The organism is Hydrocarboniphaga effusa AP103 (assembly GCF_000271305.1).
GTDB lineage: Bacteria > Pseudomonadota > Gammaproteobacteria > Nevskiales > Nevskiaceae > Hydrocarboniphaga > Hydrocarboniphaga effusa.
Genome location: NZ_AKGD01000001.1, coordinates 2416165 through 2434596, shown reverse-complemented (window position 1 = coordinate 2434596; position 18432 = coordinate 2416165). Strand labels below are relative to the sequence as shown.

At 66.9% G+C, this 18432-nt stretch carries 15 protein-coding genes; 8 read left to right on the top strand and 7 right to left on the bottom strand.

Going from position 1 to position 18432, the window contains the following annotated elements; translation table 11 throughout:
* Window positions 1-6: 6 nt before the first annotated feature.
* The 4 genes from WQQ_RS23010 to WQQ_RS10710 all read left to right on the top strand — a co-directional run bounded on the left by WQQ_RS23010 (window position 7) and on the right by WQQ_RS10710 (window position 4755).
* Window positions 7-2577, top strand: a complete 2571-nt coding sequence (locus WQQ_RS23010) for a Calx-beta domain-containing protein (protein WP_192812956.1) — start codon at window positions 7-9, stop codon at window positions 2575-2577.
* Window positions 2578-2613: 36 nt separating this feature from the next.
* Window positions 2614-3240 carry an outer membrane beta-barrel protein gene (locus WQQ_RS10720; RefSeq protein WP_007185180.1) on the top strand — a complete coding sequence of 209 codons (627 nt, stop codon included), beginning with the start codon at window positions 2614-2616 and terminating at the stop codon, window positions 3238-3240.
* A gap of 113 nt (window positions 3241-3353) precedes the next feature.
* The gene (locus WQQ_RS10715; protein WP_007185179.1) at window positions 3354-3989 is read left to right on the top strand and encodes an outer membrane beta-barrel protein; all 636 of its coding nucleotides are present in this window, start codon (window positions 3354-3356) and stop codon (window positions 3987-3989) included.
* Window positions 3990-4077: 88 nt separating this feature from the next.
* Complete coding sequence (locus tag WQQ_RS10710; RefSeq protein ID WP_007185178.1) at window positions 4078-4755, top strand: nitroreductase; 678 nt, start codon at window positions 4078-4080, stop codon at window positions 4753-4755.
* A gap of 46 nt (window positions 4756-4801) precedes the next feature.
* Here the strand turns inward: WQQ_RS10710 and WQQ_RS10705 are convergent, their stop codons facing one another.
* The 3 genes from WQQ_RS10705 to WQQ_RS10695 form a co-directional block, all read right to left on the bottom strand.
* Window positions 4802-6979: a TonB-dependent receptor family protein gene (locus WQQ_RS10705; RefSeq protein WP_007185177.1), complete on the bottom strand. Its 2178-nt coding sequence runs from the start codon at window positions 6977-6979 to the stop codon at window positions 4802-4804.
* A 216-nt stretch (window positions 6980-7195) separates the two neighbouring features.
* Complete coding sequence (locus WQQ_RS10700; RefSeq protein WP_007185176.1) at window positions 7196-9253, bottom strand: M13 family metallopeptidase; 2058 nt, start codon at window positions 9251-9253, stop codon at window positions 7196-7198.
* A gap of 208 nt (window positions 9254-9461) precedes the next feature.
* Entirely contained in the window at window positions 9462-10106 is a 645-nt protein-coding gene (locus WQQ_RS10695) for a lysoplasmalogenase (RefSeq protein ID WP_007185175.1), read from the bottom strand.
* Window positions 10107-10275: 169 nt separating this feature from the next.
* Here WQQ_RS10695 and msrB point away from each other — a divergent pair, with 169 nt between their 5' ends.
* From msrB to WQQ_RS10680, 3 genes are all read left to right on the top strand, one after another.
* Window positions 10276-10689, top strand: coding sequence for a peptide-methionine (R)-S-oxide reductase MsrB (gene msrB / locus WQQ_RS10690; protein WP_007185174.1), 414 nt, complete (start codon window positions 10276-10278; stop codon window positions 10687-10689).
* A gap of 23 nt (window positions 10690-10712) precedes the next feature.
* Complete coding sequence (locus WQQ_RS10685; RefSeq protein WP_040453390.1) at window positions 10713-11414, top strand: type 1 glutamine amidotransferase; 702 nt, start codon at window positions 10713-10715, stop codon at window positions 11412-11414.
* Between the two features lie 304 nt (window positions 11415-11718).
* Complete coding sequence (locus WQQ_RS10680) at window positions 11719-13587, top strand: glycosyl hydrolase family 18 protein (protein WP_007185172.1); 1869 nt, start codon at window positions 11719-11721, stop codon at window positions 13585-13587.
* 133 nt (window positions 13588-13720) lie between these two features.
* On the opposite strand, the gene WQQ_RS23005 is transcribed toward WQQ_RS10680, so the two are convergent.
* On the bottom strand, window positions 13721-16129 hold the full coding sequence (locus WQQ_RS23005; RefSeq protein ID WP_007185171.1) for a putative bifunctional diguanylate cyclase/phosphodiesterase: 2409 nt from the start codon (window positions 16127-16129) through the stop codon (window positions 13721-13723).
* Between the two features lie 27 nt (window positions 16130-16156).
* Window positions 16157-16294, bottom strand: coding sequence for a hypothetical protein (locus tag WQQ_RS24320; protein WP_157534578.1), 138 nt, complete (start codon window positions 16292-16294; stop codon window positions 16157-16159).
* Between WQQ_RS24320 and WQQ_RS10670 the strand changes: the two genes are divergently transcribed.
* The gene (locus tag WQQ_RS10670; protein ID WP_157534577.1) at window positions 16293-17360 is read left to right on the top strand and encodes a DNA topoisomerase IB; all 1068 of its coding nucleotides are present in this window, start codon (window positions 16293-16295) and stop codon (window positions 17358-17360) included. The genes WQQ_RS24320 and WQQ_RS10670 overlap by 2 nt on opposite strands.
* Before the next feature lie 150 nt (window positions 17361-17510).
* Here WQQ_RS10670 and WQQ_RS10665 read toward each other — a convergent pair whose 3' ends face one another.
* Both WQQ_RS10665 and WQQ_RS10660 read right to left on the bottom strand, forming a co-directional pair.
* Window positions 17511-17729: a hypothetical protein gene (locus WQQ_RS10665; RefSeq protein ID WP_040453388.1), complete on the bottom strand. Its 219-nt coding sequence runs from the start codon at window positions 17727-17729 to the stop codon at window positions 17511-17513.
* Window positions 17716-18420, bottom strand: coding sequence for a glutathione binding-like protein (locus WQQ_RS10660; protein WP_007185167.1), 705 nt, complete (start codon window positions 18418-18420; stop codon window positions 17716-17718). Before WQQ_RS10660 ends, WQQ_RS10665 begins: the two co-directional genes overlap by 14 nt.
* Window positions 18421-18432 lie beyond the last annotated feature (12 nt).

The window sequence follows — 18432 nt, the reverse complement described above, 5'->3', positions numbered from 1 at the left end:
CGCGCCGTGTCACTGGTCTTTCTGTTCGCTTTCATGGCGGTGCTGTCGGCGGCCGCCGACGCCGCCCCGCCGCAGGTCAAGACCATCAACGGCTCGCCGCTGACGATCAGCGTCGGTGACGACTTGTCGTTCCAGGTACTCAACGCCGAGGTTCCGGGCGTAGGCCAGTTCTATCCGAGCGACGCCACCGACATCGCCGACGCCGGCTGGATGGTGGAAGTGGACGGCGCGCTCTACGCGCCGAGCTTCGCGGAACACACCGGCGGCACCGCGACGAGCGCACTCGGCGAGACGCAGCCGTTCTCGCCTCAGAGCATTGCCACCAGCGGCACCGGCACCCAGGCCGATCCGTATCGCATCACCGCGGTCGCGAGCCTCGGCGACACCGGCCTCACGGCGACGATGGTCGTGAACTACGTCAACGGCAGCGGCTACTACGGAAACACGCTGACCCTGGGCAGTTCGCTGCCGACGCCGACGAGCGCCAAGGTGTTCCTGGGCGGCGACATCTATCTGGCCGACAGCGATCAGGGCCAGCCCTACTTCCAGGATGTCGCCGGCAGCCCGGGCGGTCGCGATTGCCCCGACAGCGGAGCCGCGGGCGAATACTTCATCCTGCTGATTCCGCAGAGTCCGGCCGATCGCTATACGGCCACGGACTACTCCGATGTCTGGCGCCAGATCGGCGAGGACCGAGGGCTCGACAACCGCATCGACGGGGAAGGTTGCCTCGACAACGGCGCCGCGCTGCAGTGGAACGTTCGCGTCAATCCGGGCCAGACCGTGCGCCTGGGCAGCGCGACCTCGTTCGGCGAAATTCCGCCGATCGCCCAGTTCAACATCACCGGCCTGTCGGTGACCCAGGGCCAGGCTGGCAGCAGCCTGCAGCTGGAGATCGCCGGCATCGGCTTCGTCAGCGAAACCCGCTTCGATTTCGGCACGGGCGTCGCGGTCAGCGACATCGTGGTCGCCGACGACGGCCGTACCGCGCTGGTGACCTTGAACATCGCCATCGACGCGGCGGTGGGTCTGCACGATGTCGGCGGGCAGCAGGTTCCGGGCGGCGATCGCAACGCCACGCTGGCGGGTGCCTTCGAAGTGCTGCCGCCGCCGCCAGCCGGCCAGCTGCAGTTCGCCCCGACCGCCTACACCGTCGACGAGGCCGCAGGCACCGTGCAACTCACGGTCTCGCGTACCGACGGCGGCCGAGGCGCGGCCAGCCTGCGCTACGCCACGGTCAACGGCAGCGCCGGTTCCCCGGCCGATTTCGGCGCCGCCAACGCCAGCTTGAACTGGGCCGACGGCGACACCGCGCCGAAGACCATCCACATCAGCATCGTCGACGACAGTGCCAACGAGGGCGACGAGCAGTTCACTGTCGTGCTCAGCGAAGCCACCGGCGCCACGCTCGGCAGCGCGATCACCGCCACGGTCACGATCATCGACGACGATGGCGGCACCGAACCGCCGCCGCCGGCCGGACGTCTGCAACTCGGCCAGACCGCGTATTCGGTCAACGAAGGCGCCGGCCAGCTCAGCGTGACGGTGACGCGCGTAGGCGGCAGCGCCGGTGCGGCGAGCATCCGCTACGCCACCGTGAACGGCAGCGCAGTTGCGCCGGGCGACTACACCGCCAGCAGCGGCACCCTGAACTGGGCCGACGGCGACAGCGCGCCGAAGACCCTCAACATCGCCATCGTCGACGACAGCCTCGTCGAAGGCGCCGAAACCTTCGCCATCACGCTCGGCAATGCCAGCGGCGCACAGGCCGGCGAACGCCTCAACGCGACCGTGACCATCGTCGACAACGACAACCCGACGCAGCCCGGTGGTGGTAAGGGCAACGTCAAGACCGGCGGCGGTGCGCTCGGCGTCTGGCTGCTGGCTCCGCTCGCCGCGATGGCCGGGCTGCGCGGCCGTCGCCGCAAGGCGCTGATGCCGCGTGGGCTCAAGCTCAGCGCGCTGGTGTTCGGTCTCGGCATCGTCAGCCTGTCGCTCGCCGAACCGGCCAGCGCCAGCAGCGACGACTGGTATCTGGGCCTGCGCGCCGGGCTCGCCGAAGCCGGCGTGAGCGACGGCTCGCTGACCCGCGGGCTGCGGGCTCGCGATCACGAGGTCAACGCCGATCTCGACGGTCGCGATCTCGGCGGCGTGCTCTACGCGGGCTATCGCATCGGCCGCGTCGGCATCGAACTCGGCTACCTGCGCCTGGGCCAGTACAAGGCCAGGCTGAGCGGCGATCTGTCTTCGCCCGAAGCGCTCGTCGAAGACACCGCCGACTCGATCCCCGGCGCCGGCAACGCCGTGCTGCTCGCGACCAGCTGGCGCCTGCCAGTGGGCCATGGCGTCGACCTGCGCCCGCGCGTCGGCGCCTTCTGGTGGAGCAGCAAAACCGAGCTGCGCGTCGACCAGGCCCGCTACACGCATCGCCGCGACGGTCTCGGCGTCGACCTCGGATTCGGGCTCGACCTGCCGATCGCCGAACACCTGCGGCTAGGACTGAACTGGGAACTGCTGCGCGCCGACGACAGCGGCGCCCAGCGGCTCACCACTCTGCAGCTCGAATACACGCTTTAACAACAACACCTCTCTCACGACGCAAGGGAAAACACGATGAACAAGCAGATCCTCATGATCACCGCCGCCGGCCTCCTGGCCTGGGACTATCAGGCGCACGCGGCAGGCGACGTGCGCGCCGCCTTCGGCGCCGGCACCTATGAAGTGGACACTTCCGAAGGCAAGGCCGAATCCGACCTCATCGGCTTCGACCTGCGCGGCAGCTTCAAGCCGACCGAGAACATTTTTCTGCGCGGCGAATACCTGTCGACTTCGGGTGACAAGATCGAGGCCGACGGCGAGAAATTCGACATCGACACCGATATCGACGTGCTGCGCCTGGGCGCCGGCTACGGCGTCAATGCCGGTCCGGTACGCGTCTACGGCGTGCTCGAATACGCCAACGTGAACGTCGAGATCGACGGCGAAGGCGACGACACCAACGGCTGGGGCGTCAGCGCCGGCATCGGCGACCAGGGCAGCGGCCCGTGGCTCTGGAACGTCGAGCTGTCGTGGCTCTCGCTCGACGAAGTCGACGGCGCCAGCCTCGACGCGACGCTCGGCTACCGCTTCACGCCCGCGCTGAGCGGCCTGATCGGCGTCCAGAGCTACGCACTCGAAGCCGACGGTGGCGACGAGCTGACGCTCTCGCAGTTCTACCTCGGTGGACAGTTCTCGTTCTGATCCTGCGGTTGTCGCTCCGGTTGGGCATCAGTGCCTGGAAGCCGACATCCGGCGCCCTCAGAATGCGCGACCCGGCGGGTCTGCCGCCGGGTTTCATTTATCTGGGGAGAGCTATGAAGCGCAGTTTGGAATGGATCGGGGCGGGTCTGTTGTTGGGAGCTAGCCTGCAAACGCAGGCGGCGGTCGATGTTCGCGCTGCGATCGCAAGCGGTTACGGTGAGATCGAAGCGCCGGGACTCGATGCCAAGGTCGAGGATTTCGTCGGCGGTGATTTTCGTGCGCGCTTCCAGGCCAACGAGCACGTCTTCCTGCGTGGCCAGTATCTGACGATGTCGGGCAACGACTTCCGCGCCAACGGCCAGGACTACGACATCGACACCGATCTCGACGTGCTGCGCCTGGGCGTCGGCTACGGCTCAAACTGGAACTCGATCCGGCTCTACGCCGCTGCCGAATACGTCGACCTCGAGCTCGGCATCGAGGGAGAAGACGACAACGCCGATGGCCTCGGCGCCACCGTCGGCATCAGCGACCAGGGCAATGGCAGCTGGTTCTGGAATGCGGAGCTTTCGGCCCTGATTCTCGACGATCTGCGCGGCGCCAGCCTCGACGCCTCGGTCGGCTACCGCTTCACGCCGACGGTTGCGGGCCTGATCGGGGTGCAGAGCTACTCGCTCGAAGACAAGGACGACAGCGACTACGAGTTCGGCTTCGGCCAGGTCTACGCCGGCTTCCAGCTCTCGTTCTGATCGCAGCGTCCGCAGCAGCGAGGCGACGCCGGCTTGCGCTGGCCTCGCCTCGATGCGTTATGGTCGAACTTTCCTTCCGGAGGCCTCGATGATCAGCGTCAGCCAAGCATTGCAGCAGCGCATCTCGGTGCGCGCCTTCCTCGACAAGCCGGTATCCGAGGCGCTGCTGCGCGAGGTGCTCGAAGCGGCGCGCTGGTCGCCGTCGGGCGGCAACCTGCAGCCCTGGCGCGTGATCGCGGTGGCCGGCCGGGAGCGAGAGGCAGTCATCGACCTCGCCAGGAACGGCCAGTGGGCCTCGCAGGGCGGCGCCGAGGACGGCGGCTACGCGATCTATCCGCCTTCGCTGTGGGAACCCTTCCGCAGCCGCCGCTTCGCGATCGGCGAAGCCATGTACGCGCTGCTCGGCATCGGGCGCGACGACAAGCAGGGCCGGCTCGCGAACTTCGCACGCAACTACGAATTCTTCGGCGCCCCTGTGGGCCTGTTCTTCGTCATCGATCGCCGCATGGGCCACGGCCAGTGGGCTCACATGGGCATGTTCATGCAGTCGCTGATGCTCGCGGCCACCGAGCGTGGTCTGGGAACCTGCGCGCAGGAAGCCTGGGGCGTCTATCGTGGGCGGCTGCACAAGCACTTCGGGCTGGCCGCGAGCGAGCTGCTCTACTGCGGCATGGCGCTGGGCTACGCCGATCCGGACGCGCCGGTGAATCGCCTGCGCAGCGAACGCGCGAGCGTCGACGAGATCGCGACGCTGCGCGGTTTCTGATTCCGCAAAGAATCATGCCCGCCAAAGCGGGCATGTCTTCACCGCTTTACGATTTCCACTCGATCGCGACCCCACCGATATAGGTGCGATCGGGCGCCGGCTCGTAGTAGCGGCCATTGCCGTCGTTGACGATGACCGAGCCGATGTAGTCCTCGTCGAAGACGTTGTCGACGCGCGCATAGGCGCGCAGGTTCCAGTGCGTGAACGACCAGCGCCAGCCGGCGCCGAGATCGACCACCTCGTAGGCGTCGGCGGATTCGGTATTGGTGTCGTTGACCTGCACGCTGCTGACATGGCGCGCATCGAGCGTTGCATAGGCGCCGAGTTCGCCGCCGAAGCGCAGCTGCGTGCTGGCGACGTTGCGGGCGATGCCGGGAATGCGATTGCCCGCTTCCACCGTGGTGTTGAGCGCGGTGCACGGCGTGCCCGAGCAGCTCATGTAGTCCTGGCGCACTTCGGCATCGAGGTAGGTGTAGGCCAGCTGCCAGGACCACAGGCGCGCGAGCCGGGCGTCGGCGCTCAACTCGACACCGCGGCGACGCGACTTGTCGATGTTCAGGTACGTCGAGCGGCCGCCGCTGTTGCTCGCCACCGCGAGCTCGCCCTTGGTATCGGTCTGGAACAGCGCGATCTCCGAACTCAGCCAGCGGGTCGGACGCAACTTGGCGCCGATCTCGTAGTTCTGGCTGCGCGCCGCATCGAGCGCGTTGGAGCCGGATGCGCCGGCGCCTTCATCGCGCCGATAGGCGAGTTCGGCGAGCGTCGGCGTTTCGAAGCCGCTGCCGTACGAGGCATAGAAGTGCGCGCGCGGATCGGCACGGAACATCAGGCCCACCACCGGCGTGGTGCGCGAATAGTCGCGCGTGTAGCTGTCGTCGAGGTTGGTGCCGACGATGTAGTGATCCTTGGACTCGAAGTCGATCTGGCTATGCCGCAGGCCCGCCATCGCGCTCCATTTTTCGGCGAAATCCCAGCTCGCCTGCAGGTACTGCTCGAAGGCATCGACGGTGTTGTCCTCGTCGCGACGCAGATTGCCACGCACGCCGAAGGTGGTGCCGACGTAGTTCTCGTAGCCACGGCGCTGTTGGTCGAGCGTATCCCAGGTGAGACCCGCGATCAGCGAAGCCGGGCGGCCGGCGAGCGAGCCGCGCCAGGCCCAGCGCGCATCGACTCCGCCGTAATCGGTGCCCAGATCGATCACGCCACCCGAATGGCCGGCCGAGCCGCTCTGCGGCCCCTGCGGAATGGCGAGGAACTGCACCACATCGCGCTGGCCGTAGTAGCCCAGCACGTGGAGGCTCTGTGACTCGCTGATCCGCAGGTCGTAGACCACGCCGCCGACGGTCTGGTCGACCGACTTGCGCGTATCGAACTGGGTGGCCTGCGTCGCCACCTGGCGCGGGTTTTCCTCGGCCTGGGCGGCGGTCAGTCCGAGCGGATCGTCGGCGTCGGTGGTGAACGAGTTGAGCAGGAAGGTCAGCTTGCCCGCATCGTTGAGCTGCAGGTTGAGCTTGCCGTTGAAACCGTCGCGCGTGGCCTTGCTGTGATCGCGATAGCCGTCGGTTTCGAAATGCGTGTAGCCGAGGTTGTAGTCGGCGATGCCGATGCTGCCGGTGGTGCCGACGCTGCTGCGCGAGGTGCCATAGCTGCCGATCGAGGTGCTCGCCGAGACCGTCGGCGTCTCGGTGCCGTCGGCCGTGAACATCTGGATCACGCCGCCCGAAGAATTCCCATACAGGCTCGAGAACGGACCGCGCAGGATCTCGACGCTCTTGGCCGTGGCGAGGTTGAAGTGCGAGACCTGGCCCTGGCCGTCGGGCTGCGTCGCCGGAATGCCGTCGACGTAGAGCCGCACGCCGCGCAGGCCGAAGGCCGAGCGCGTGCCGAAGCCGCGCACCGAAATCTGCGTGTCCTGCGCGTAGTTCTGGCGATCGCGCGCGACGATGCCGGGCACGTTGAAGAGCGCTTCCGACAGGTTCACGCCGACGCGCTCGCCGAACAGCTCGCCGCCCGACACGCTGTCGATCGACGCCGGCGTGTCGTAGCTCGGCGCGGCCAGGCGCGTCGCCGTCACGGTGACCGTTTCGATGGGCGCCCCGCTGTCGTTCGCAGCGACCTCGGCGGTCGCCGCGTCCTGTGCGGCGGCGGCGAGGCTGGCGAGCAGACCACTGGCCAGCAGGCTCAGGCGAAACCGGCCGCGATGGCCGTTCGGGGACGAACGCATGCAACTCTCCTGATGTTTTATCCGTGGCGCGCCAGCTGAGGCGCGCGGCGCGGTATGGTGCCGTCTGCGGACGCCGGCGTATCTCACGATTTTCATGAGTCGCCTGCGCCAGCCCTCCGACGCCGCATTGGGCGAGAGCCCAAACAAAAAGCCCTTCGACCAAAGTCGAAGGGCTTTGCGCGCCGCCGGACCAGGCTCAGCGCTTCACCGTCCGGATCACCAGATCTTGATGCGCTGCTCGGGCGCGCGGAACAGCTTGTCTTCCGGCTTGACCTCGAAGGCCGTGCCGAACGCCGGCACGTTGATCACCACGCCGTTGCAGCGGTATTCGCTCGGCGAGTGCGGGTCGGTCGACAGGCGGTTCAGCAGGTTTTCGTCACGGTACTTGCGGCGCCAGACCTGGGCCCAGCCGATGAAGAAGCGCTGGTCGCCCGTGAAACCGTCGATGACCGGAGACGGCTTGCCGGCCAGCGATTTCAGGTAGGCCGAATGCGCGATCGTCAGGCCGCCGAGGTCGGCGATGTTCTCGCCGAGCGTGAACTTGCCGTTGACGTGATAGCCCTTGACCGGCTCGTAGGCGTCGTACTGCGCGGCGAGCGCGTTGCCGAGCGCCTCGAACTTCTTGCGATCCTCGGCCGTCCACCACATGCGCAGGTTGCCGTCGCCGTCGTACTGGCTGCCCTGGTCGTCGAAGCCGTGGCTGATCTCGTGGCCGATCACCGCGCCGATGCCGCCGTAGTTGACGGCGTCCTCCGCATCGGCCTGGAAGAACGGCGGCTGCAGGATCGCGGCCGGGAACACGATCTCGTTCATCTCGGGGTTGTAGTAGGCGTTCACCGTCTGCGGCGTCATGTGCCATTCCTTGCGGTCGATCGGCTTGCCGAGCTTGGCGATCTCGCGCTCGTAGCCGAACACCGCCGCGCGCTGCGCGTTGCCGACCGAATCGCCGGCCTTGACCTCGAGCGCGGCGTAATCGCGCCAGACGTCCGGATAGCCGATCTTGTAGGTGAACTTCGAGAGCTTCTCCTGCGCGGCCTTCTTGGTGTCCGCGCTCATCCACTCGAGCCCGTCGATCGCAACCGCGTAGGCCGCGATGAGGTTCTTCACGAGCTGCTCAATGCGCGCCTTGTTCTCGGCCGGAAAGTGACGCTGCACGTAGATCTGGCCGGCGGCTTCGCCGAGCGCGTTCTCGATGCCTTCCACGCCGCGCTTCCAGCGCGGACGCTGCTCCTGCTGGCCGTTGAGGATCTTGCCGTTGAACGCGAAATCCTCGTCGACGAAGGCCGCCGACAGCAGCTCCGCATGCGCGTTGATGACGTGCCAGGCGAGATAGGTCTTCCAGGCCTCGAGCGAGCGGCTGTCGAGCAGCTTGCCGAAGCCCGCGACATAGGTCGGCTGCGAGATCAGCACCTGCTTGAGCGCGCCGTAGCCGGTGGCGTCGAGATATCGGGGCCAGTCGATCCGCTCGCTGACTTCGGCGAGCTTGGCCGGCTCGTAGGCGTTGTAGGTCTTCACCGGATCGCGGTTCTCGACCTTGTCCCACTGCACTTGGGCGAGCGCGGTTTCGAGTTCGAGCACGCTCTTGGCTTTCTGTGCCGCGCCGTCGATCTTGGCGAGCTCGAAAATCTTCTGCACGTGCGCGACGTAGCTCGCGCGAATGCCTTTGAACTTGTCGTCCGCGATGAGGTAGAAGTCGCGATCCGGCAAGCCCAGGCCGGCCTGGAAGAAATCGCCCGCGTAGCGCGTCGAATCCTTCGGATCCTGGTGCACGTAAGGCACCAGCGGCACGCTGACGCCCTTGCGCACGAGCTCGGCCATCAGCACCGGCAGCTGCTGCTTGTCCTTGATCGCGGCGATGCGCTCGAGCTCCGGCGCGATCGGCGCCAGGCCGAGCTGCTCGGCCTTGGCCTCGTCCATGAATGCGGCGTAGTAGTCGCCGATCTTCTGCTCGACGCTGCCGGGCTGCCGGTCGGCCTTGGCCGCGAGCTCCTCGATGATCGCGCGCAGCTGCGCTTCGGCATCGTCGGCGAGCTTGGTGAAGGCGCCGTAGTTGGACTTGTCCGCCGGGATCGGCGTGTTCCTGAGCCAGGTGCCGTCGATGGCGTGGTAGAGATCGTCCTGCGGACGCACGTGGGTATCGAACAGCGCCTGGTCGACGCCCGAGCCGGCGGCGGGCACGCTGCTCGCGCTTTTTGTGGGAGCGGCGTCAGGTGCCTGCTTGTGGCAGGCCGCCAGCGACAGCGCGCAACAGGCGCCGGCCAGTAGTTTCTTCATGGGGGAACATCTCCGAAAAGGGGGAATGGAGCCGCGGCTGCGGCGGTGCGGCGAGGAGCTTTCGCACCGCGAGCACGACGTGAATCGATCAGGTTCAGGCGGCTGGACCCCGCGATTGTCCCGCAGGTTCCCACGGGTCGCCTGAAGGAAAGACCCTATTGCCCCTGGCAGCCAGCCGCGTTAAAGCCCGGCTCGATGACTCCGGGCCTCAGCCCCAGTGCGAGGCCGCGATGAGCCCGATCGCGAGCCAGTAGCTCGACAGGATCAAAGGCTGTGCCCCGCGATACGGGCCGTTGAACTGACGCACGGCGAGCACCGAATCGGAGAACGCGAACAGCAGCGCACCGATCAGGCTCAGTTTCGTCGCCGGCGTGGCGAGCGTTTCATGCGCCGCTGCCGAGGCCAGCACCATGCCGGTCAGCACCACGCCGTAAGCGAGCGTCGGCCACTTGAGTTCGCCGGTCTTGGGCAACAGCCAGGCGAAGAAGCCGACCGCGTAGGCGACGAAGATCAGCGTCCACCAGGGCGTTGCCGACAGTGTCGCGCCATCGAGAAACACCGCGACGAAGGCCAGATGCGCGATGAAGAAACTGCCGAGCCCGGCGAGAAACGCGGCCTGGCCTTCGAACATCAGCGCGATGTCGCCGGCCAGCGCGAACGCGAACGCGGCGATCAGCAAGGGCCCGGGCGGCGCATCGACGAACAGGGTCGCCGCGATCAGCACGGTGGTCAGCGGCTTGAGCAGCAGGAACGCGGCCGGGCGTTGGCCGCGCCGCTCGTTGACGACTTCGCAGGCGATCGCGAGCAGGCCGCTCGCGACGGCGGCCAGGCACAGCAGCGTCAGTGTCGACATGATCGTTTCTCCCCTGCTTTCGTTATGGACGCAGCCTAAACGCGAACTCGCACCGCGCACTTTGGCTGCCGCGCCAGCTTGAATGAAAGCCCGGGCGGACCCATCTATGCTGTTCCGCGACACCTCACTCCGCATTTAGCCAGCGCATCGCGCGCCAACGAGGCCCGACATGACCCAGACGCCGACGACGCAGAAAATCGTCAAGACCGACGCCGAATGGCGCGCCCAGCTGACCCCCGAGCAATACCAGGTCACCCGCCACGGCGGCACCGAATGCGCGTTCACGGGCCAACTCTGGGACGACCATCGCGTCGGGGTCTATCGCTGCGTGTGCTGCGACGCGGAGCTGTTCGAGTCGGGCTCCAAGTTCGAGTCGGGCACTGGCTGGCCGAGCTTCTTCAAGCCCGCGCCGAACGCCCCGATCGGCACGCACGAGGACAACAGCTACGGCATGCGCCGCATCGAAGTCACCTGCGACCGCTGCGACGCCCACCTCGGCCACGTGTTCCCGGACGGTCCGCCGCCGACGCGCCTGCGCTACTGCATCAACTCGGCGTCGCTGAGCTTCGAGGAACGCGCTTAAGGCCGGTTGACGCTATCGAGCTCGTGAGTTCCCGCGTCCACTGGGTGCAGCACGCGCCCGCAGACGATCTCGGCTGCATCGCGCCGTGGCTCGCGGCTCGTGGCCTCGGCCCGCGGCGAACCGCGTTCTATGAAGGCGATGCGGCGCCGCCACTGGGCAGCTTCGACCGCCTGCTGATCCTCGGCGGCTCGATGAACGTCGACGAGGAAGCGCTGTACCCATGGCTCACGGCCGAGAAGCGCTTCATCGCAGAGGCGCTCGCAGCCGGCAAGCGCATCCTGGGCATCTGCCTCGGCGCGCAGCTGCTCGCCGAGGCGCTCGGAGCGCGCGTCGCGCGCAATCCGGTCAACGAGATCGGCTGGTTCGACCTGACGCTCAGCGAGGCCGGACGGCGCTCGCCGTGGTTCGCGGACTTTCCCGGCGTTTATCCGGCGATGCACTGGCACGGCTACGGCTACGAGCTGCCGCGCGGCGCGACGCTGCTGGCCAGCAGCGGGCTCAGCGAACAGCAGGCTTTCGAATACGACGGTGGCCGCGTGCTGGCCTTGCAATACCACCCCGAAGTCACCGCCGCGAACCTGCGCCGCTGGCTGTCCGACGAGCACCTCGATGCCGCCTCGGGCCTGCCGCATCCGGCCGGCATGGCCGAAGACCTCGCCGCCTTCGCAACGGCCAACCGGCTCACTTACGCGATGCTCGATCGCTGGTTCGGCTCGAACGCCTGAAGCTCCCTCTCCCTTCGGGAGAGGGCTCGGGCGAGGGAGTCTCCGGCATAATCCGGCTTTGCTATCGCGGCGAATCCCTCATCCGCCCTTCGGGCACCTTCTGCCGGTGGGAGAAGGGAGAAAGCACCGCCGATCGGCCGCGAAGCACCGCTCGCGGCGACCTCATCAAAACCTCATGAATCGATCAGCCCGACCTCAAGCCTGATCGCAGCGGGATCCCGAGACTGCGCCACGTCGCCGGCCGGCTGTCGGCCAGCGGCGGTCAACCCGCCTTCCCGGCTTCATCGCTCCCTGGGGGAACTCCATGTTTCGTCTGTCTCGGGCGCCCGGCGCCCTTGCCTGTCTGCTGTCGATCCCGGCCGTCACGGCTTCCATGCCCGCCTCGGCCGGGCTGCTCGATCTGTTCAAGCCTCCGGCCGTGACGCTTGCGGCTTCGACGGCCAACGTCACCGAAGGCGGCCAGGTGACCGTCACGGTGAAGCTCTCGCAGGCCAGCCTGCGCAACGTCAAAGTGCCGCTGACGCTCGGCGGAACCGCGACCAAGGGCCGCGACTATCGCAACGACATTCCGGCCAGCTTGAGCTTCGGCGTGCTCGAGACCACGCGCCAGTTCACGCTGACGACGATCGACGACAAGGAGATCGAGCCCCTCGAGACGCTGACGATCGCGCTCGGCGCGCCGAAGAACGCGACGGTCGGCACGCCCGGCAGCCTGAGCCTGGCCATCGTCGACAACGATGCGCCTGCGCTGCCGACGCTGAGCTTCTCGTCCGCCAGCGCGAGCGCACCCGAATCGCAGGACAGCGAGGTGCAGATCAAGCTGTCGAAGGCGAGCACCCAGACCGTGACCGTGCAGCTCGCGGCCAGCGGCACGGCGACTCCGAATTCGGACTACAAGCTCACGCCGGCGAGCCCGGCTTCGATCAGCTTCACGCCCGGACAGACCAGCAAGACGGTCAAGATCAAGCTCATCGACGACAGCCTCGTCGAAAGCAGCGAAACCGTGGTGCTGAGCCTGAGCGCCCCTGGCAACGCCACGCTCGGTGCCACCGCGACGCACACGCGCACGATCGTCGACAACGACAGCGCGCCGTCCGCGGGCAAGTGGGTAATGGGCTATTACGTCGGCTACAACCGCGACCTGTATCCGGTCGACAAGGTGGACTTCTCGGCGCTCTCGCATGTCGCGGTCGGCCGCATCACGCCGAAGGCCGACGGCGGCCTGGTGACCAACTTCGACATCGACGACGTCTACGGCCCGGAATGGGCCAAGGAAGTGATCACGCGGGCGCACGCGGCCGGAACCAAGGCCATCGTCATGGTCGGCGGCTTCGGCGAGTACGAGAGCTTTGTTTCCGCCACCCGGCCCGAGAACCGCGCGCGCTTCGTGCAGAACCTCGTCAAGCTCGCCAACGACTACGGCTTCGACGGCTGGGATCTCGATTGGGAGCCGATCGAGCAGCCCGACCAGCCGGCCTTCACCTGGCTCGCCCAGGCGCTGCGCAATGCGGCGCCGAACAAGCTCATCACGGCGCCGATCTACTGGGTCAACAACAACTTCCCGGACGAGGCCGATGCCTTCTATGCCCAGGTCGCGCCGCTGCTCGACCAGATCAACGTCATGAGCTACGGCATGTCGTCGGGCTACTGGAACTGGGATACCTGGCATTCGTCGGCGATCTACGGCGAAACCGCGACCACGCCGAGTTCGATCGATTCCACCGTGCGCAACTGGCTGCGCGTCGGCGTGCCGGCGGCCAAGCTCGGCATCGGCATCGGCTTCTACGGCTCGTGCTGGCGCGGCGTCACCGAGCCGTATCAGGTGATGAAGGCCAGCGACGACACCAGCGGCCTGCCGCGCATGGGCAACGACGACAACGACATGAGCTACACCAACATCATGACGCTGTACTCCAAGCCCGGCGTAAAGAAATGGCACGAGGCGGCGAAGACGCCGTACCTGAGCTCATCGAGCCCGCTCGGCCCGCAGAAGTGCAATTTCGTCTCGTACGAAGACGAGCGGTCGATCGCCGAGAAAGCGCTCTACGTGAAACAGAACGGCCTCGGCGGCGCGATCGTCTGGACCATCGACCAGGGCTATCTGCCGAACGCGCCGGAAGGCGCGCGCGCCCCACTCATGAAGGCGCTCAAGGACGGTTTCCTGAGCCCTTGAGGCGAGCTGTTCTTGCCTCTCCGTTCGGGAGAGGGATCGAGGATGAGGACTGCTCGTCATAACCGGGCTTCGCTCTCACGGCGAATCCCACATCCCTGCCCCTCTCCCAAGCGGAGAGGGGTTTTCGCTTTCCTCAGATCAGCGTCGGAGGCCGCAAGGCGTTCGGCGCCCGATCGAGCCAGTGCTCGAGCTGCCGGAGGATCTGCTCCTCGGGCGCCGCCACCGCGTAGTGATGACCCTGCGCCACGTCGCACTGCAGCTCGCGCAGGAGGCGCACGGCTTCGGCGGTCTCGATGCCCTCGGCGACGATCTCGTAGCCCAGGCTCCTGCCGAGCTGGATGATGGCCGAGACGATCGCCACGTCCTGCGCGTTCACATGCAGGTCGCGGATGAACTCGCGATCGATCTTGAGCGCGTCGATCGGCAGGTTCTTGAGATACGAGAGCGACGAATAGCCGGTGCCGAAATCGTCGATCGCGATGCGAAAGCCGAGCTCGCGGATCGTGCGCAGCTTGTCGCTCAGATCGCCCAGGTCGCCCACCAGCGCGCTTTCGGTGATCTCCAGGCTCAGCAGCTGCGCGTAGTCGGCCGATTCGCGCACGAGTTCGCTGAGCGTGGCGAGCAGCCGCGGGCTCTGGAACTGCAGGGCCGAGACATTGACCGCGAGCACCACCTCGCGGCCGAGCCGCTTGCGCCAGCGCATCGCCGTGGCCGCCGCGCCACGCAGTACCCAATCGCCGATGTCGACGATCAGCCCGGTCTCCTCGGCGATCGGAATGAACAGGGCCGGCGACACCCGGCCCAGGCTCGGGCAATCCCAGCGCAGCAGCACTTCGGCCGAGGCGAGCCGGCCGCTGGCCAGCGCGAACATCGGCTGGAATGCGAGCGAAAACTCATCGCCGTCGAGCGCGGTCTTGAGCGCCTCGGCGATCACCAGGCGCTTGCGCGCCTGCTGCTGCAGGCGGTCGTCGAACAGTGCGACCGTATTGCGGCCGAGCTTCTTGGCCGCGAACATGCCCAAGTCGGCCCGGCTGATGAGCTCGTTGTAGCCGTCGCCATGCTCGGGAAACAGGCTGATGCCGATCGAGCAGGACACGCGCAGGTCGTTGCCCGCAACGCGATACGGCCGGCGGATCTCGCTCATGAGCGCTTCGGCGTAGGCGGCGACCGCCGCGTCGTCGCCGGGCGATGGCATCACCACGATGAACTCGTCGCCGCCGTGCCGGGTCGCCCACGCGGGGGCGCGCACGCTCGCGCGCAGTCGCTCGCCGAGTTCGCGCAGCAACAGGTCGCCGGTGCCGTGGCCGAGGTTGTCGTTGATGAGCTTGAAGTTGTCGAGGTCGATGAACAGCACCGCCACGCGTCCCCCCGCGCTGCGCGCGCGCTGGATTTCGAACGGCAGTTTTTCGAGCAGCAGCGAGCGGTTGCCGAGGCGGGTCAGGCTGTCGTGGAAGGCCTGGAACTCGATCTGCCGTTCGCGCGCGATCTCGTTGGAGATATCGCGAAACACCACGATGAGCGCGACCTCGCCGGTGTCGATGGTCGGCATCAGGCTCAACTCGGCGCAGAACGACGGTGCCCGGGTCCCGACCGGGCACAGGCTCAGCGTGCCGCGCATGGAACGGTTGTCGCGCGTGCCGATGGTTTCTTCGATGAGTGCGCTACGGTCGCTGCCGTCGGCTTCGTCGATCAGCGTGAACAGGCTGCGGAAGTGCCGCCGGGGAACGTTGCGGTCGACCAGCCCGAGCCGCCAGCGGGCCGCCTCGTTGAGGTAGATCAGCTGTCCGTGGCGATCGAGCGTGACCACGCCCGAGGTGAGCGCCGCCAGCGTGGTCTCGGTCTCGGCGATGCGCTGGCGCAGCTCGGTCTCCGCCTTCGCCTGACCGAGATGAAAGCGGTTGAGTGCATCGACGAGCTCGTCGAGTTCGTCGCGCCAACCGCTGCGGCGACTCCAGCCGATCAGACCGATCGCTCCAGGACGCTGCAGCGTCTGCAGGTCGTCGACGATCGCGGACAGATGCCGGGTGATGAGCCGGTAGACGATCAGCAGGATGACCGCCGACAGCCCGGCGATCTGCAGCAGCTCGATCATCACCAGCAGCGAGGCATCCGAGCGGATGCGCTCGCGGATCGAGGTATACGATTCGTAGACGCGCAGCTGGCCGATGCGACGGCCGCTCGCGTCCGGCAGATCGAGCTGCCAGCTGCGATCGATCTCGCGGTTGGCCACGCCGTCCCGGCGGTTCGACCGGAGCAGCGTGTTCCGTTGCACCACCAGCTCGATCGATACGATGGCGCCCGTCTGCACGAGGCCCGCAAGAAACGCGCGCAAGCTCTCGACGTCACCTTGCGCGAGCTCCTGGGCGATCGCGTCACGGCTTTGCAGAACCGATTGCAAGGCCGCCTCGTGCGCCTCATCGAGCAGGCGCGAACGCTGGTAGGCGTAGGTTCCGCCGGTGATCGCCACGAAGGCGGCGAGACTCGCGATCAGCACCCAGGCCAGCGTCTTGACCGAGATCGACAGCGACTTCAGCGGGCGCATCTATCGACTCGTGCAGGGCGTCGCCCTTCAAGCCTCCTGCTCATCGAAGATTTCCCTGGCCCAGTCCAGTTGCAACCATATCGCGTCGGCCCAGCGAAGCCCAACGGCAATCGCGCTCGACGGGCTCATGATCGATTCATTGAGCCCGAGCATGCTCATGGACATGGACGCTCCCATCACGATCGACAGCCGCAACGAGCTCTCGGAGCTCGCCGAAATGGCGGCCCGTTCGGCCGGGCTGCGCTATGTCGCAGCCGGCGAGCCCGGCATTCGCCGCGAGCGCGACGGCAGAGGCTTTCGCTATCTCGATACGCGGGGGCGGGTGATCCGCGATACCGACGTGCTCGAGCGCATTCGCAAACTCGCGATTCCGCCGGCCTACGAGAACGTCTGGATCTGCCGCAACGAGCGCGGCCACCTGCAGGCCACCGGCATCGATGCGCGCGGACGCAAGCAGTATCGCTATCACCCGCGCTGGCGCAGCGTGCGCGACGGCGCCAAGTTCGAGCGCATGGTCGAGTTCGGCGAGGCGCTGCCGCGCCTGCGCCGGCGCGTGCGACACGACCTCGCGCGCAAGGGCCTGCCGCGCGAGAAGGTGCTCGCGGTCATCGTCGCGCTGCTCGACTCGACGCTCGTGCGCATCGGCAACCATGAATACTCACGCAGCAACAAAAGCTATGGACTCACCACACTGCGAGACCGGCATGTCAGCTTCGTGCGCGATGGCCGCGCGCTGCTGCGCTTTCGCGGCAAGGGCGGGCTGGAACGCGAGATCGTCGTCAACGACAGGCGTCTCGCCGGCATCGTGCGCCGCTGCCGGCAGATTCCGGGGCAGCAGCTGTTCCAGTATCTCGACGACGAGGGTGAGCAGCATCCGGTCGATTCTGGGCAGGTCAACGACTATCTGCGCGAGGCGACCGGCCAGGATTTCACTGCCAAGGATTTCCGCACCTGGGGCGGCACCTTGCGCGCCATCGCACTGATGGGCTGCACGCCGATGCCCGAGCTCGTCAGCGAGCGCTCGCTCACGCAATGCATCAACCATGCGATCAAGCAGGTCGCAAGCGAACTCGGCAACACGCCCGCGGTTTGCAGGAAGTCCTACATCAATCCGGTCGTGTTCGAAGCTTGGCGCGACGGCCGCTTGCACAAGGTCGTGCGCGAAGACCTGTCGCGAGCGCCTCGCAAGGCCGAGACACTCGCGCTGCGGTTTCTGAAGCGGGTGACTTGACGGCTTTGGACCGCGTGGTTTGAACCACGCGGCTTGAAACGTGACACCTCGTTCACAGGCGTTTGGCGACGCGCGCAAGCCGCCGGGGCAGCGGATTGCACGATGGCTCACGCGGCCCGGCCGTCAGGTCCACCGACCGAGTGAATGACTTCAACCGTTGTGCGTGACCGCGGCGACGGGCGCGACGCTCGGCAGTTCGCCGCGGCTCACGCGCTCGTCGCTTCCGCCGCCATGCGCCGCGAACAGCAGCAGCGTGGCCAAGGCGAGCGGAATCAGCAGCAGCTGCAACCAGGGCTCCTGCGAAGGAGCGGGGTCGCAACCCTGCAGATTCTGCAGTGCGTCTTCGACGGTGGCGTCAGCGTTTTGCATCTTGTCCGAACAGTACACGGCGAGCCTCGTCGTCCGTGGGAGAGAGATTGCCGGTCGATTTCGCGAGGCGGTCTGCCAACTCGTAAGCGCGAATCGTGCCGGGCCTTTGCCGGATCGTCTCGAACCAGCGCTTCAGATGCGGGAAATCGTCGAGCGACTGGCCCTGATCCGCATGCGGAACGATCCATGGATAGCTCGCCATGTCGGCGATGCTGTAGTCGTCGCCGGCGACGAAGGCCCGATCGGCCAGGCGCCGATCGAGCACGCCGTAGAGCCGTGCGGTTTCCTTGCGATAACGCTCGATCGCATACGGCAGCTTTTCGGGCGCGTAGCGGGCGAAGTGATGGTTCTGCCCGGCCATCGGTCCGAGCCCGCCCATCTGCCAGAACAGCCATTGCAGCACTTCGGCCCGGCCATGCAGATCGGGCGCAATGAAACGCTGGGTCTTCTCGGCCAGATACAGCAGGATCGCGCCCGATTCGAACAGGGTCACCGGCGCACCACCGCCTTGCGGCTCGTGATCGACGATGGCCGGAATGCGGTTGTTCGGGGCGATGGCCAGAAACTGCGGCTCGAACTGGGCGCCGCGCAGGATGTTCACCGGCAACAGGCGATACGGCAGGCCGCTCTCTTCGAGAAACAGCGTGACCTTGTGGCCGTTCGGCGTGGTCCAGTAGTGCAGATCGATCATGGCTTGCCGAGG

Excerpts from the sequence above, each read along its gene's own strand:
- WQQ_RS10720 (WP_007185180.1), top strand. The coding sequence starts at position 2,614 with ATGAACAAGCAGATCCTCATGATCACCGCCGCCGGCCTCCTGGCCTGG.
- WQQ_RS10660 (WP_007185167.1), bottom strand. The coding sequence starts at position 18,420 with ATGATCGATCTGCACTACTGGACCACGCCGAACGGCCACAAGGTCACG.
- WQQ_RS23005 (WP_007185171.1), bottom strand. The coding sequence starts at position 16,129 with ATGCGCCCGCTGAAGTCGCTGTCGATCTCGGTCAAGACGCTGGCCTGG.
- WQQ_RS10715 (WP_007185179.1), top strand. The coding sequence starts at position 3,354 with ATGAAGCGCAGTTTGGAATGGATCGGGGCGGGTCTGTTGTTGGGAGCT.
- WQQ_RS10670 (WP_157534577.1), top strand. The coding sequence starts at position 16,293 with ATGGACGCTCCCATCACGATCGACAGCCGCAACGAGCTCTCGGAGCTC.
- WQQ_RS10700 (WP_007185176.1), bottom strand. The coding sequence starts at position 9,253 with ATGAAGAAACTACTGGCCGGCGCCTGTTGCGCGCTGTCGCTGGCGGCC.
- WQQ_RS10705 (WP_007185177.1), bottom strand. The coding sequence starts at position 6,979 with ATGCGTTCGTCCCCGAACGGCCATCGCGGCCGGTTTCGCCTGAGCCTG.
- WQQ_RS10665 (WP_040453388.1), bottom strand. The coding sequence starts at position 17,729 with ATGCAAAACGCTGACGCCACCGTCGAAGACGCACTGCAGAATCTGCAG.
- msrB (WP_007185174.1), top strand. The coding sequence starts at position 10,276 with ATGACCCAGACGCCGACGACGCAGAAAATCGTCAAGACCGACGCCGAA.
- WQQ_RS10710 (WP_007185178.1), top strand. The coding sequence starts at position 4,078 with ATGATCAGCGTCAGCCAAGCATTGCAGCAGCGCATCTCGGTGCGCGCC.
- WQQ_RS10680 (WP_007185172.1), top strand. The coding sequence starts at position 11,719 with ATGTTTCGTCTGTCTCGGGCGCCCGGCGCCCTTGCCTGTCTGCTGTCG.
- WQQ_RS10695 (WP_007185175.1), bottom strand. The coding sequence starts at position 10,106 with ATGTCGACACTGACGCTGCTGTGCCTGGCCGCCGTCGCGAGCGGCCTG.
- WQQ_RS24320 (WP_157534578.1), bottom strand. The coding sequence starts at position 16,294 with ATGTCCATGAGCATGCTCGGGCTCAATGAATCGATCATGAGCCCGTCG.